Raw genomic sequence first — 13,410 nt, 5'->3', positions numbered from 1 at the left:
CTGAGAGGAGGCAGAGCGACCCCGGAAGCGCGGGTTTGTCCAATGTGGCTCCCCGGAAGCAGGGCGATGCCCAAAAGCAGGTCTGCGAGGGCATGAAGGCGCGAATAGCGGCTTCTCATGCGCGATCCTGTCCCATGTCTCACTGGTGCGACCTCCCCTGAAGACGGCGTCTGAGGGTGGCTTCGGATCTCTTGGCTGTATGCCGCCTCGGTTCTCTGCTGCGAAGAGGAAATGGGTCTTCGAGAGACGGTAAATCATTGTTTTTAATTGCATTAAATCGCGTCATGAAGAAATAAAAGTCTGACCGCAACAGCGCTTCGAAGCATAGTAAAGTAGGTCGGTCTGGTTGTCTCTGGCTTCAGGGGGAGGGCAGGGATGCGCCGCATCTTGCGTTCGAAAACAAATCTGTCCAATAGGGTTTCGATACAAATAAAAACGCCCCGAGAGTGATTTTGTACCCTTGTAAGGTTCGAGCAAAGGGCACCCAAAAGGAGGGTTTCGATGCGTTATCTTGTGACGGGCGGGGCAGGATTTGTCGGCAGTCATGTCGTCCTTGCGTTGCTGGATGCCGGTCATGAGGTCGTGGTCATCGATAATCTGAGCACGGGGCATCGAGCCGCCGTGCCCTCGGCGGCCCGCCTTCATGTTGTTGATCTGCTCGATATCCAGGCGGTGTCGGCGGTTCTCTCGCAGGGACGCTGGGATGGTGTACTGCATTTCGCGGCCCTGTCGCTCGTCGGGGACAGCATGCGCGACCCCTTCCTGTACCTGCGGCAGAATTATATCACCGGCCTCAATCTCGTGCAGAGCTGCGTCGAGCACGGGATAAAACGGTTCGTATTCTCTTCCACCGCAGCCCTATTCGGTGGTCCGGAACGTCCCGATCCGATTCCCGAAACCGCTTTGATCAAGCCTGGCTCGCCTTACGGAGAGAGCAAGTTCATGATCGAGCGCGTGCTGCACTGGGCGGATGCGATTCATGGCCTCAGAAGCGCCTGTCTGCGTTATTTCAACGCAGCCGGAGCTGATCCGGCGGGGCGCGCTGGGGAGGATCATCGTCCGGAAACACACCTCATTCCGCTCACCATCGACGCAGCCCTTGGCCGTCGTCCGGCCTTGAAGCTGTTTGGGACGGATTATCCCACACCCGACGGTGCCTGCGTAAGGGATTACGTCCATGTGGCGGATCTGGCCGATGCCTATATCAGAGCGCTTGCCCGGATCGATCAGCGCAGCGTCACCTATAATCTGGGCAATGGACGCGGCTACTCCAATCTCGAGGTGATTCAGAGCGTCGAGCGTGTAAGCGGGCGCAAGGTCCCATGGGAGGCAGCGCCACGGCGTGAGGGTGATCCGGCGCTTCTGGTAGCGGATTCGACGACCCTGCGAGAGGAAACGGGCTGGGCACCCCGGTTCGGCAATCTGGACCAGATCGTCGAGACTGCTCTCGCGTGGCGCGAGCGCCATCCGGATGGGTACGACGACTGAGTGCCATCGCCCCGCCCTGGGGCCGATAAGGATACGCGCGCTGCAAGACAGCATCCGGCGGAACGGAGCCCCCCTAGGGGAATGGCCGTTTCTGCTGCAAAGCTGGGCCGGGTTGCGCCCTTTCATGCATTCGGACGGAGTTCCTCAAGGCGCATTCATGATCATGAAAGGCCCTCGACATGACGGCAAGATTTCTGGCGTTTCTCCTGACGATCGGGAGTCTGTCGACGACCGCCGCTCAGGCGCAGGAGCTCTTTGACACGTCTTCCGCCGCAGGGGGGCCTTCCGGAGAGGTCCCTTCGTCAGGAGAAATCATGCGGGAGTATCACGCTCCCGATGGCCGGATTGCCCGTTACCCCGTCAGTCATCTTGCCAATAATCTGATCGAGCATCCCTCTGGCGAGTGGGGGCCTCAGGGGTACGAGACCGTCATGCTCGGTGGACAAAGCTCCGTGCTTCGAAACCGCAAGGGCCAGACGATCGATATCTCGCCTCATCAGGCTTTGAGCATCTGGGCCAGCCCCTATGGCTCGTATAATGCCGGATGCTCCCTTTGCGTCTTTTCTTCCGGGAATATGGGAAGTGAGGGAGGAGGACAGGCCGCCATCTCCGGCCTCGATCCGCGTCGGGGTGCGTATTCCATCGCCAATGGGGATAATGCGACCGTCGCGTTCTTCATCGGTCAGAACAACAGCCTGACGCGCATGGTGCTCCCTATCAAGGCATTCGGACCCGATGGAATGACGCTGGAGCATCCCCTGAGTCTTGCACAGATGGCGGCCCTGCATCATGGCATGTACCTGTCGACCAATGTGCGGGCGCCGGACATGCCGGCCATCGACGAAAACGGACGCCCGACGAATTGGGTTTATGCCGGAATTATCAGCAATTGGACCGCTACGCATATCAGTGTCTATGGCTGGTCCGTTCTGGGCGCCGGCAATGCGCGAGGGGGAAAATACCTCCAGAACGGGCTCGTACCCGAGACGCAGTTGCAGAGGAATTCCTGGACCAATCTGGATACCCGCACCGCCTATAAGACGCCCGTTGCCTATATTGGTGACCCGGGAAAATATTTTGGCGAAAACAGCTATGTCGTGATGGACATGGATCGGGTCTATGGCCCTGAGGCCTCGTCAGGCGCAAGCAGCTATGAGCGCGATGAATTCGACATGCGCTTCCAGAACATTCATCGCGATCATGCCGCGAGTTTCCATGGCTACACGCTCTCTTTCGAATGCGATTCCTGCACCGTTTCTCACCCTTTCACGGAAGACAGTTATGGCTATCTGGTGAATGGCCCCAATGAATTGCCAGCTGCCTATATCGCGCAGGTCTATGGCGACGCGCTCGAATACAGGGGCTATTCTACCTGGATTCCGGGCGCCGGGGCCGCTGATCCTGCGATCCTTGGTTCGCACCACATCATGACGGACTTCGCGAGCCAGCTTCAATCCGGCAACACGCTGCATTTTGGCGCGCGTTCCTATCATGACGTCGCCGGTCAGAAAGACTGGCGTGGCTATGATGTCAGGCTGGGACTACGCGTGGACGGCAAGCGTGTGCGGGATCGCTTCGAGGGGGGAACACCCATGAGCGATCTGGCGTGGAATTTTGGAGGCAAGATCGGCTCGATCTGTCTCATCCAGCCCGATGGCAGGACCGCCGGGTCCTGCCTCAACGGCGATGGTTCTGTGGATGTGCCGGGTGCGCTTCATGCACGGGAGGCCATTACCAAAGTCATTGCCGCCTCGGCCTATGCGACGGCGCCGCAATACGGCACGAGCAATCATTTCCAGAAACTGGCGGAGATTGCCGCGCGGGCCCATAGCGAGGGGGATCGTGTCTGGTGTCACGATTGTCTTAACCCCGGCCAAGGCCACGCCTCCGGCACGGGACGCTGGATTTTCATGGATAGTGCCTCCGTCTGGCGCAGCGATGACGGATATCCTGCGCGCGACTGATCGAAGGCCGCGCGCAACGCAGAGAATTCTAAAGGTGGGCCATGACCGTTTTCTGTTACGGCGAGACGTTCGATCTGCTCTCGCCATAGGCGCTCTGGCGAGAGCACGTGCCGTGCCGGGCAAAGAAAGGATTGATTCTGAGCGCTGTCCGTATAAGACAGAGCAAAATCGTTCAATCAACAGGAAAACTCCATAAAGACGTTTTATTTCTGTTGAATTGTTCTTTTCATCCTGACCCGCCCTTTCCGGATATTCTGCCCATGCCTTTTTCCTCGCTCTCGCGCCGCTCGGTCCTGTCGCTGCTCGGCGCCGCACCCGTCGGGCTGTCGCTGCGCAAGGCGCGTGCGGCTGACAAGGTCATCCGCGTAGGCATCATGGCGGGTGAGGATGAGGATATCTGGCGTCTCGTCAGCCAGAATGCCCAGAAATCCGGACTGGCACTGAAGATTGTCACCTTCTCGGATTACTCCACCCCCGACGAGGCCCTGGCCTCGCATGATCTGGATGCCAATTCCTTCCAGCACATGCCCTTCCTCAAGGCGCAGTGCGAGGCGCATGGCTTCAGGATTTCTCCGGTGGGCAATACTTATGTGGCGCCGATCGGCCTGTATTCCCGCAAGTGGAAGACGCTCGCGACCCTGCCCAAAGGAGCCGTGATCGGCGTGCCCAATGACCCGAGCAATGAGGGGCGCGCGCTGCTTCTTCTTCAGACCTTGGGCTTCATCAAGCTTTCATCCTCTGCCGGATTGCTGCCTACCCCGCTTGATATTACCGAGAATCCCCATGACTTCACGATTCGTGAACTCGATGCCGGTGTGGTCGGGCGCGCCTTGCCCGATCTCGATGCAGCGGTGATCAATACCGACTGGGCGCATAAGGCGGGAGTGGACGTAGTGCATGAGCGTCTCGCGCGTGAAGGGGTGAAAGACAATCCCTATATCTGCGTGATTGCCGTCAACACCGATGACGCTCAGGCCTCGTGGGTCAAGCCTCTGGTCAGTGCCTACCAGCAGCCCAATATCCGTCAGGCGTTGATCGATGTTTACGCCAATACCGTCATCCCCGCCTTTTCATGAGTCTTCTCGATGTCTCGGGCCTGTCCTGCCGCTTCGGCGCGCAGAACGCGCTGTCCGATATCAGCTTTCAGGTCGAAAAGGGGGAGATCATTGGCGTGATCGGTAGTTCGGGTGCGGGGAAATCCACGCTCCTGCGTTGCCTTTGCGCGCTTGAGCGCCCCACCGAAGGAAAAATCCTGCTCGATGGCGCCGATCTCACGCTACTGTCCGAGCGCGACCTGGTGGCGGCGCGTCGCAAGGTCGGACTCGTCTTTCAGCATTTCAATCTGCTGAATGCCCGCAGCGCCGCCGGAAACATCGCCCTGCCGCTCGAAATTGCCGGCTGGCCGAAAGCGCGCATCACAGCGCGCGTCGATGAATTGCTGGCTCTGGTCGGGCTTGACGGCCACGGGCACAAGCGCCCCTCGCAGCTTTCCGGCGGACAAAAGCAGCGCGTCGGTATCGCGCGCGCTATCGCCAACGCGCCCTCTCTCCTGCTGTGCGATGAGGCGACATCGGCGCTCGACCCACACACAACCGCTTCCATTCTCGCGCTTCTGGCTGATATCAACCGCACGCTTGGCCTGACCATTATCCTGATCACGCATGAAATGGAGGTCGTGCGCCGTTTTGCGCATCGTGTGCTCGTTCTCGATCATGGCGCGCTGATCGAGAACGGCAGCATGGCCACGCTGATGCGTGACAGCCGTGGAGACCCCCGGCTCGAGAACCTGCTGGCCGATATACGCCCGACGCTCCCCGAGGCGCTGAAGCGTCGGCTTCTACCCGATCCCGGCCCTGATACGCGTCCGCTGCTTCGTGTGGTGCTCGGTCCGGAAACGGCAGGAACGCCCTTCCTCTCCCATCTCACGACCCGCTTCCAGCAGGAGGTTACCTTGATACAGGGCGGTACGCTGGCCTGCGGGGACGCGCTGCTTTCCGACATGATCCTGTCCTTTTCAGCACCCCTTTCTGACCCGCTCTGCATCTTTCTCGATCAGCAGGCCCATGTGACGGAGGTGCTCGGCTATGTACCGGCTGATCGCTAGGCTCATCACCGACGCCACAGTCCAGACAGTGGAGATGGTGGCGGCTTCCAGTCTCATCGCCCTGATCTTTGGCCTGCCTCTGGCCGTGCTGATGATCGCGACCCGCCGCACCGATCTTTATGATCTGCCCTGGCTGGGCCGGCCGGTCGGCTGGCTGATCGACGCCATACGCGCCATTCCATTCATTATCCTGCTGGTCCTGCTCATTCCTGTCACGCGGTTCATCGCGGGAACCTCTCTCGGTACCCTGGCGGCAATCGTGCCACTTTCCATTGCGGCCATTCCCTATTACGCGCGCATCGCAGAGATCTCGCTTCAGGAAATCGAGCCCGGTCTGATCGAGGCTGTACGCGTCATGGGAGGAACGCGCTGGATGGTTATCCGCTACGTTCTCATCCCCGAGGCGCTCCCGGGTCTGCTCTCCGGTCTGACGGTCACCGCCATTACCCTCGTAGGCGCTTCCGCCATGGCAGGCGCGATTGGAGCTGGGGGGCTAGGCGATCTGGCCATCCGTTACGGCTATCAACGCTTCAATACCACCATCATGTTCGCGGTCGTGGCCGTGCTGATTCTCCTTGTGGGGGTGATTCAGGGTGTCGGTGCGCTGGCGGTGCGCGCTATCCGGCGCTGAATAGAGGGCAGATGCGGGGCTCTGCCCCGCGCCCCGCCAGAGGCGTGCCTCTGAACCCGATTTCGAGGATCGCCGGATAGGGGTGCGGGGCTCAGGTCCCGGCTGGTTCCGTGCAGAGCCCGGCTTCTTCACAATGGCAGAATGACGCTCGCTCTTAATCCCCCATCGGGACGGTTTGCGAGAGTGACGTCGCCGCCTTGGCCGCGCACGGTCGAGCGGGCGATGGCAAGACCGAGGCCAGTGCCGCCGGTTTCGCGATTGCGGCTGGTTTCGGCACGGACAAAGGGTTCGAACATGCGTTCCAGATCTTCCTGGGGCAAACCAGGGCCCTTATCGTCGATACGGATGCAGACATTCTTTTCCTGACCCGGCCCGCGGGTGCAGGTCACGCTGATCGTGGCGGACCCACCATATTTGAGCGCATTCATGACGAGATTTGTCAGAGCGCGCTTGAGCGCGAGCGAGCGCGCCTTGATACGGATGGCCGTATCCGGCTCCTGGTAATTGACCTGATCGGCCAGATCGGGCCGGGCTTCGGCGGCTTCGTCGGCGATGGTTTGCAAGAGCGCGCCAAGATCCAGAGCGGTCATGGGTTCCTGGGTGGAACTGTCACGGCCAAAGGCGAGGGTGGCCGCCACCATGCTCTCCATCTCGTCCAGATCGGCCAGAAACTTGTCGCGTAACTCATCATCGTCGATGAACTCGGCACGCAGCTTGAGTCGGGTGATGGGCGTGCGCAGGTCATGCCCGATGGCGGTCAGCATCAAAGTGCGGTCGGTGACAAAACGTCGTATGCGCGCCGCCATGGTGTTGAAGGCGAGCGCGGCCTGGCGGATTTCAGTCGTGCCGGATTCCGGCAAAGGCTGGGCGTGGACGTCCCTGCCCAATGCCGTTGCGGCATTGGCGAGCGTGGCGACAGGCGCGATGAGTCGGTGGGAGCCCCAGAGAATGAGACCACCGCCGCAGATAGTCATGAGCGCGAACGAGATCATAAAGGTGGGCGAACCGAACGGGTTCGGGGGGCGCACGGTGTAGCTCATATCCAGCCAGCGATGGTCATCGGGCATCTGAAAGGACATGGCGTAGTGGCGCGTACCTGGCTTGTGGCCCATGACGATACGCTGCGGGCGCAGGCGCGCGGGCAACATGCCCATACCGGAAAGGGAGGGGGGGATGAACGGCGGCGGGCGTCTTTCCTCGCCTGGCGTTGCGTCCATATTCCCCGGTGGCGGCCCGCCTTCGAACGGGAAGGGCGGCCGATTTTCACCGCCGCCCATCTCTCCGGGTAACGGAAAGCCGCCTTCCTCCTGACCGCCGGGCTGAGGCATAGCGCGGCCCATGGGGGGCATACCGAACGGAATCGGGATGAAAGCGCTGGGGAAATGCGTATCCGGCTTGTCGTCGAGAACAATCTTGAAATTCGACGGTGTTTCTATCGCGGCCAGCCCTGCTTCGCGATCTGCCGGCGGCAATTCGACCAGGGTATGATAGATCGAGAAGGCATGATGCTCATTCTCGTGCATCTCGGCCCGGTCGGCGATATTGAGGTGATCGAGCGCATGGATGGTCAGGCCGGCGGCCTGAACCACGCAGAGCCCCGCAATGAGCAGCAGATTGGTGCGCGCCCGAAGCGAGCGCGGCAGAAGGCGAATCACGGGGTCAGAGGCGTTCGACATCGGCGGCAAGAACATAGCCGCCACCGCGCACGGTCTTGATCATCTGGGCATTGCGCCCGTCGTCCTCGAGCTTGCGACGAAGACGGCTGACCGCCACGTCGATGGCACGGTCAAATGGCCCCGCCTGACGTCCGCGCAGCAATTCGAGCAGCATGTCACGTGTCAGAACGCGGTTGGCGCGTTCCAGAAAGGCGAGCAGCATGTCATATTCGCCACCCGTCAACGGCACTTCCGCGCCATCGGGGTTCAGCAGACGCCGACGAGCAGGCTCGAGGGTCCAGCCAGAGAACCGGATCATCCGGGAATCAGCCGAGAGCTTCTTGTCCGAGCTGTCCGCCGTGCGACGCAATACCGCCCGGATGCGGGCCAGCAATTCGCGTGGGTTGAAGGGCTTGGCCACATAATCATCCGCGCCGAATTCCAGACCGATGATGCGGTCGGTTTCGTCACTCATGGCGGTGAGCATGATGATGGGGATATTGTCCTGGCTGCGCAGCCAGCGGGCGATGTCGAGCCCGCTCTCGCCGGGAAGCATCAGGTCCAGCACCACAAGCTGATAATGACCGGCGGCCCAGGCGCGACGGGCTTCACGCCCGTCACGGGCGGCCGTTACCCGGAAGTGATTGCGCTCGAGAAAGCGGCAGAGCAGCTCGCGTATCTCGCGGTCATCATCAACGATGAGAAGGTGCGGGGTCGTATCCATGAATGTAACATTGGTCCGAATCGAAGCCGCCCCACAAGGGGGTGTTTCATTCCGTCACAACTTGCGAAAACCCGTCTCAATCGAGCCAGGGAGGGGTAGGCAGGTTTTTAGCCCGCAGGAATTCAGGATTGAAGATCTTGGACTGGTAGCGCGCCCCGCCATCGCAGAGGATTGTTACAATTCGATGCCCCGGACCCATCCGTCGCGCGATGCGAATCGCTGCAGCCACGTTGATTCCGGCAGATCCGCCAAGGGATATCCCCTCGCGATCCTGAAGAGAGAAGATCTGCTCGAGTGCCTCGGCGTCGGGGATACGCTCTGCATCATCGATCGTCACGCCTTCGAGATTTCCGGTCACACGCGACTGGCCGATCCCTTCGGTGATCGATCCGCCGGACACGCTGAGATCGTTCGATTTGACCCAGCCATACAGGCCTGATCCTTCCGGATCGGCAAGCACGATTTCCGGGCGTTTACGACCCGCCTTGTCGGCCAGATCTCCAAGACCGAGTGCAACGCCAGCAAGCGTCCCGCCAGTGCCGCAGGCGCAGGTAAAGGCATCGACTCTTCCAGCGAGTTGATGCCAGATCTCGACCGCCGTGGTGGTGCGATGACCCTCGCGATTGGCCGTATTGTCGAACTGGTTGGCCCAGACCGCATTCTTTGTTTCCTCGGCGATGCGCCGTGAGACATGCACGTAATTGCCCGGATCGCGGAAAGGCTTGGCCGGAACCAGACGCAGATCAGCGCCGATCATGCGCAGGAAGTCGATCTTTTCCCGACTTTGGGTCTCTGGCATGACGATGATGGTGCGATAGCCGCGCGCCTTGGCCACCAGCGTCAGACCGATGCCGGTATTCCCCGCCGTGCCTTCAACAATGATCCCGCCCGGCTTGAGCAGACCACGTGCCTCCGCATCCAGAATGATGGCGAGCGCCGCGCGATCCTTGACCGACCCGCCGGGATTCATGAACTCGGCCTTGCCGTAGATCTCGCAACCCGTCGCTTCGGAGGCCCGTTTGAGGCGGATGAGCGGGGTACCGCCAATGGCGCCGATCATGCCCTCCGACACATTCTGCCAGCCGGGGATGGCATGTGGGGCCGAAAGGGGGGTCTGGTCCTGCGAGGTCATCTGCATTCCATCCTATACGTCTGCGGTTTCACAGTTTAACGTTGTGGCATGTACTATAAATGAGGAAAAACGATGGTCGACTGTATTTCAGCGCGCGAAGGATGGGAACGCCTCGCGGCTGACAAGGATGCGGTTCTGGTGGATGTGCGCATGCCAGCCGAGTGGCAGAGCGTCGGTCTGCCGGACCTGACCACATTGGACAAGAATGTCGTGGCCCTGAGCTGGGACCCGTATGACGCTGCAGGCTTTGCCCAAGCGCTGCGGGACGCCGTGCCCGATCTGGCCACGCCGATCCTGTTCCTGTGTCGTTCAGGCGTGCGTTCGCAGCAGACGGCCGAACTCGCTGCTCATCTGGGGTATGAAACGAGCGTCAATATCGTGGAGGGCTATGAGGGGCCGCCCGATGCTACCGGGCAGCGCGGGCGCGTCTGCGGCTGGCAGTTTCAGGATCTGCCGCGCTACTTCCCCGGCTGAGGGGCGCTACCAGCCGCGCTGGCGCAGTGAAATTGCCAGAGTGGCTGCCTCGCGCGCTACGCTTTCAGGGGTAACTTCATCAAGCACTGGAATTTCGGCCAGAATCTCGACTTGGCCGAATCGGGCGATCGCCTCCCGATTGGCCGTATTGGGCGTGCCACTCATGATTACTCCGGCCACGCGCATCCCGCGCTGTCTGAGCGCCTCCAGGCTGAGCAGGGTATGATTGATCGTGCCCAGTCCGCTACGGCAGACGAGGATGACGGGCAGACCGAGAGTGGCCGCCCAGTCGATCAGCAGTGTCGTGTCATTGAGCGGCACCATGAGCCCGCCTGCGCCCTCGACCACAAGGGGATGATCGGTTTCGGGCAGGGGCAGGGTCTCGGGTCTAACCAATACCTGTTCGAGGGCTGCCGCATCTTGCGGTGAGAGGGGGGCCTGAAATCCATAGGCGGGCGGGATCAGGCGCTCGGGAGGGAGCGCGGCCAGATGCGTCACGCTGGCCGTATCGCCCGCTTCCTCAGCCAGGCCGGTCTGGAAGGGTTTCCAGTATGTGGCGTTCAGGGCTTTCGTGAGAATGGCGGAGACGAGCGTCTTGCCAATGCCGGTATCGGTACCGGTCACGAAGAAACCCCGGTGTTTTTGGGCCGATCCGAAACCTACCTGATAATCCATTACGTCGCCTGTCCTGTCGAATTGCGTCATCACGTCCCTGAGTGCGCGGATGGAGAGTGGTTTCGCTCCCGGTCGGGGCGTCGTGGCCCCGATGGCCTTGAGGTCGCGCAGGAACGCGCGCGCCGACCCGACCCGGTCCTGCAGGGTGTCGATCTGCCACGTTCCATGCATCGAGACAGGCCATTCCTGCTCCAATGCAAAGGCATCGGGATAATCGGGAAAACCGCTCGGCAAGGCACAGGCGGTACAGGCCGCATGCCACTGGGTAAAGCTGCCCTGAGCCAGAGTCGTCACCTCGATGCGCCCCCCGGGGGCAAGAATGCCGGAGAGACGGGTGAAGGCGGCCGCGCGATCAGTGAACCACTGGATGCAGAAGTTCGAGCAGATCAGGTCGAATGACCTGTCCAGTGTCGGATATTCGGCGTCCATCACATGATAGGTGGCTTCGGGAACGGCTTCATGGGCGCGGGCAACCATCTGCGGAGACAGATCGATCGCGGTCAGCGCCGCCTCGGGGAAAAGAATGCGCAAGGCGCGGGTCAGAAGACCGGTGCCGCATCCCAGTTCGAGAATACGGCGCGGGGCAGGATTGTGCGCGTAGAGTGTTTCGAGCCTCTGCGCCAGTTGCCTTGCTGCAAGCGCCTGTACCCGTGCCGCGCCCTCGTAATGCCGGGCAGCGTCGAACCGCGCTGCGACACGCGCTCTTCCGGCAGGATCGATGCTCATGCCCAGCCCCGTAGCGCATCATGGATGAGGTCAGCGCAGGCCTGGGGTGCGGTCTGGGGAAGCAGATGCCCCCCTTCCAGTGTCAGGCGTCTGTTCGTGGCGAAGCTGGCTTCATGAAGCGCGCTCGACACGAGTGGATCATGACTTCCCTGCACGGCGAGAAGTGTCTCACCCCGGTTTCGGGCATTCGGACGGCCATCCGCATCGATCAGTTCGGCCAGTCCCTGTTCCAGCGCTTTGCCGTCGAGCGTGGCAGAACAGGGCAGAAACGGCGTGAATTGCTGGCGGAATGGCGTGACGACCGAAGCGGGGGCCTCGTGCAGTTTTGTCTGCATACGCGTCAGCACGCGCCGGGGGATACCGGGTGCAAAATCCTCGCTTTGGCTGAACCGGGCAAACCCGTTGAATGCGATCATGCCCCGACAATGCGGCAGGTCCCGGTTCAGGAACCAGAGCACCCCCGCCGAGTGCCCGATGGCAATGAAATCCTCATCAGGCAGAGCCTCGAGCTGTGCCGCACCTGTATAGCCATGATCGAGGCAAAGCGCATCGCATGGTCCCAAAACGGCCAGCAAGGGGGCCCAGAAGCTGTGATCGAAGCTCCAGCCATGCATGAAGACGAGCTTCATGTCGTGTGTTGCCCCAAGGCTCCGATCACTGCCTCCGCCAGATGATCGAGCGCCGCCGTGTCATGCTGGGTGCTGAGCGCGATACGCAGTCTGGCAGAACCGGCGGGCACGGTGGGTGGACGTATGGCGATGGTCAGAAGCCCTGCCTTCTCGAGCGACTGGGCCAGCGCCAGTGTCTCTGTCTCATCGCCGATCATGACGGGGACGATCTGGGTGGTGGAGGCCCCGGTATTGATACCGGCCGCCGTCAATCTGTCCCGAAAGCTTCGCGCTTTCTGACGCAAGCCCAGACGTTCGGCTTCCATTCCGGGCACCAGATCGAGCGCGGCATCCATGGCGCCCAGCATCGGCGGAGACGGGGCGGTACTGTAAATGAAGCCCGAGCTGCTGGTGATGATCCAGTCGCAGAGTGCGCGTGACCCCGCGATATAGGCGCCCATGGCTCCCAACGCCTTGCTGAACGTGCCCATGACCAGATCGACCGGATGACCATGCGACAGGCCCCGGCCCTGCGGACCCAGCACGCCCGTCGCATGCGCCTCGTCCAGATAGAGAAAGGCGTCGTGCCGTCGGGCCAATGCCGAAAGGGCGGCGATATCGGCTGTGTCGCCATCCATCGAGAATACGCTCTCGGTCAGAATGAAGCGCAGGCCCGGCAGATCGGCATGGCGTTTGAGCAGGGCGTCGAGATGATCCAGATCGTTATGCCGAAAGCGTATCTGACGGACGCCCGCCGCCGCACAGCCATGATGCATGCTGGCATGGTTCAGCCGGTCCGCGAAGACCAGCGGCGTTTCTCCTGTCTGTTCCCTGGCCATTCGAAAAAGTGCCGGCAGGACAGCCGCATTCGCCTGCCAGCCTGACGCGAAGATCAGTGCGGCTTCGGTGCCCTTGAAGCTGGCAAGCCGCCGCTCGATCTGCTCATGCAGGTCGAGCGTGCCCGATACGAGGCGCGAGGCGCGTGCGCCTGTGCCATGCTGCATGGCCCAGTCCGCCGCGCGCTCGCGCAGGAGCGGATGACCGGACAGGCCGAGATAGTCATTCGATGAGAAATCGAGGATGGCCTGTCCCTGACGCATCACCTGATCCGGTGTGCGGTGCAGCGGGCGCAACCGACGGCGCAGTTTCCGTGACTCGAGTGAGTCCAGAGCCTGGCTGAAAAGCATGTCAAAGCGCGTCATGATTTGTCCCTGCCGTCAGGACCCGGG

12 protein-coding genes are annotated in these 13,410 nt (G+C 61.3%); 6 read left to right on the top strand and 6 right to left on the bottom strand.

What is annotated here, in order from left to right:
• Positions 1–501 precede the first annotated feature (501 nt).
• From galE to C0V97_RS11105, 5 genes are all read left to right on the top strand, one after another.
• On the top strand, positions 502–1,488 hold the full coding sequence (gene galE / locus C0V97_RS11125; protein WP_127102661.1) for a UDP-glucose 4-epimerase GalE: 987 nt from the start codon (positions 502–504) through the stop codon (positions 1,486–1,488).
• A 179-nt stretch (positions 1,489–1,667) separates the two neighbouring features.
• The gene (locus tag C0V97_RS11120) at positions 1,668–3,452 is read left to right on the top strand and encodes a hypothetical protein (RefSeq protein WP_127102660.1); all 1,785 of its coding nucleotides are present in this window, start codon (positions 1,668–1,670) and stop codon (positions 3,450–3,452) included.
• A 260-nt stretch (positions 3,453–3,712) separates the two neighbouring features.
• Positions 3,713–4,528: a MetQ/NlpA family ABC transporter substrate-binding protein gene (locus C0V97_RS11115; RefSeq protein ID WP_127102659.1), complete on the top strand. Its 816-nt coding sequence runs from the start codon at positions 3,713–3,715 to the stop codon at positions 4,526–4,528.
• Positions 4,525–5,556 carry a methionine ABC transporter ATP-binding protein gene (locus C0V97_RS11110; protein WP_127102658.1) on the top strand — a complete coding sequence of 344 codons (1,032 nt, stop codon included), beginning with the start codon at positions 4,525–4,527 and terminating at the stop codon, positions 5,554–5,556. The genes C0V97_RS11115 and C0V97_RS11110 overlap by 4 nt, the downstream gene beginning before the upstream one ends.
• On the top strand, positions 5,537–6,187 hold the full coding sequence (locus C0V97_RS11105; protein ID WP_127102657.1) for a methionine ABC transporter permease: 651 nt from the start codon (positions 5,537–5,539) through the stop codon (positions 6,185–6,187). The genes C0V97_RS11110 and C0V97_RS11105 overlap by 20 nt, the downstream gene beginning before the upstream one ends.
• A 128-nt stretch (positions 6,188–6,315) precedes the next feature.
• Here the strand turns inward: C0V97_RS11105 and C0V97_RS11100 are convergent, their stop codons facing one another.
• From C0V97_RS11100 to C0V97_RS11090, 3 genes are all read right to left on the bottom strand, one after another.
• The gene (locus C0V97_RS11100) at positions 6,316–7,863 is read right to left on the bottom strand and encodes an ATP-binding protein (RefSeq protein ID WP_127102656.1); all 1,548 of its coding nucleotides are present in this window, start codon (positions 7,861–7,863) and stop codon (positions 6,316–6,318) included.
• Complete coding sequence (locus tag C0V97_RS11095) at positions 7,847–8,566, bottom strand: response regulator (protein ID WP_127102655.1); 720 nt, start codon at positions 8,564–8,566, stop codon at positions 7,847–7,849. Before C0V97_RS11095 ends, C0V97_RS11100 begins: the two co-directional genes overlap by 17 nt.
• A gap of 76 nt (positions 8,567–8,642) precedes the next feature.
• Positions 8,643–9,698, bottom strand: coding sequence for a cysteine synthase A (locus tag C0V97_RS11090; protein ID WP_127102654.1), 1,056 nt, complete (start codon positions 9,696–9,698; stop codon positions 8,643–8,645).
• Positions 9,699–9,770: 72 nt separating this feature from the next.
• Here C0V97_RS11090 and C0V97_RS11085 point away from each other — a divergent pair, with 72 nt between their 5' ends.
• Entirely contained in the window at positions 9,771–10,172 is a 402-nt protein-coding gene (locus C0V97_RS11085; RefSeq protein ID WP_127102653.1) for a rhodanese-like domain-containing protein, read from the top strand.
• A 6-nt stretch (positions 10,173–10,178) separates the two neighbouring features.
• Here C0V97_RS11085 and bioD read toward each other — a convergent pair whose 3' ends face one another.
• Genes bioD through C0V97_RS11070 form a run of 3 tightly spaced genes read right to left on the bottom strand, consistent with a single transcriptional unit; the run spans position 10,179 to position 13,383 of the window.
• Positions 10,179–11,573, bottom strand: coding sequence for a dethiobiotin synthase (bioD, locus tag C0V97_RS11080; RefSeq protein ID WP_127102652.1), 1,395 nt, complete (start codon positions 11,571–11,573; stop codon positions 10,179–10,181).
• Positions 11,570–12,202 carry an alpha/beta fold hydrolase gene (locus tag C0V97_RS11075; RefSeq protein WP_127102651.1) on the bottom strand — a complete coding sequence of 211 codons (633 nt, stop codon included), beginning with the start codon at positions 12,200–12,202 and terminating at the stop codon, positions 11,570–11,572. Before C0V97_RS11075 ends, bioD begins: the two co-directional genes overlap by 4 nt.
• Positions 12,199–13,383 carry an aminotransferase class I/II-fold pyridoxal phosphate-dependent enzyme gene (locus C0V97_RS11070; RefSeq protein ID WP_127102650.1) on the bottom strand — a complete coding sequence of 395 codons (1,185 nt, stop codon included), beginning with the start codon at positions 13,381–13,383 and terminating at the stop codon, positions 12,199–12,201. The genes C0V97_RS11075 and C0V97_RS11070 overlap by 4 nt, the downstream gene beginning before the upstream one ends.
• Positions 13,384–13,410 lie beyond the last annotated feature (27 nt).

Origin of the sequence: Asaia sp. W19 (genome assembly GCF_003994335.1) — a bacterium.
Classification (GTDB): domain Bacteria; phylum Pseudomonadota; class Alphaproteobacteria; order Acetobacterales; family Acetobacteraceae; genus Asaia.
Note: the sequence above shows the minus strand (reverse complement) of the source record. Positions and strands in the feature narration are given on the sequence as shown.

Excerpts from the sequence above, each read along its gene's own strand:
- galE (WP_127102661.1), top strand. The coding sequence starts at position 502 with ATGCGTTATCTTGTGACGGGCGGGGCAGGATTTGTCGGCAGTCATGTC.
- C0V97_RS11120 (WP_127102660.1), top strand. The coding sequence starts at position 1,668 with ATGACGGCAAGATTTCTGGCGTTTCTCCTGACGATCGGGAGTCTGTCG.
- C0V97_RS11115 (WP_127102659.1), top strand. The coding sequence starts at position 3,713 with ATGCCTTTTTCCTCGCTCTCGCGCCGCTCGGTCCTGTCGCTGCTCGGC.
- C0V97_RS11110 (WP_127102658.1), top strand. The coding sequence starts at position 4,525 with ATGAGTCTTCTCGATGTCTCGGGCCTGTCCTGCCGCTTCGGCGCGCAG.
- C0V97_RS11105 (WP_127102657.1), top strand. The coding sequence starts at position 5,537 with ATGTACCGGCTGATCGCTAGGCTCATCACCGACGCCACAGTCCAGACA.
- C0V97_RS11100 (WP_127102656.1), bottom strand. The coding sequence starts at position 7,863 with ATGTCGAACGCCTCTGACCCCGTGATTCGCCTTCTGCCGCGCTCGCTT.
- C0V97_RS11095 (WP_127102655.1), bottom strand. The coding sequence starts at position 8,566 with ATGGATACGACCCCGCACCTTCTCATCGTTGATGATGACCGCGAGATA.
- C0V97_RS11090 (WP_127102654.1), bottom strand. The coding sequence starts at position 9,698 with ATGACCTCGCAGGACCAGACCCCCCTTTCGGCCCCACATGCCATCCCC.
- C0V97_RS11085 (WP_127102653.1), top strand. The coding sequence starts at position 9,771 with ATGGTCGACTGTATTTCAGCGCGCGAAGGATGGGAACGCCTCGCGGCT.
- bioD (WP_127102652.1), bottom strand. The coding sequence starts at position 11,573 with ATGAGCATCGATCCTGCCGGAAGAGCGCGTGTCGCAGCGCGGTTCGAC.
- C0V97_RS11075 (WP_127102651.1), bottom strand. The coding sequence starts at position 12,202 with ATGAAGCTCGTCTTCATGCATGGCTGGAGCTTCGATCACAGCTTCTGG.
- C0V97_RS11070 (WP_127102650.1), bottom strand. The coding sequence starts at position 13,383 with ATGACGCGCTTTGACATGCTTTTCAGCCAGGCTCTGGACTCACTCGAG.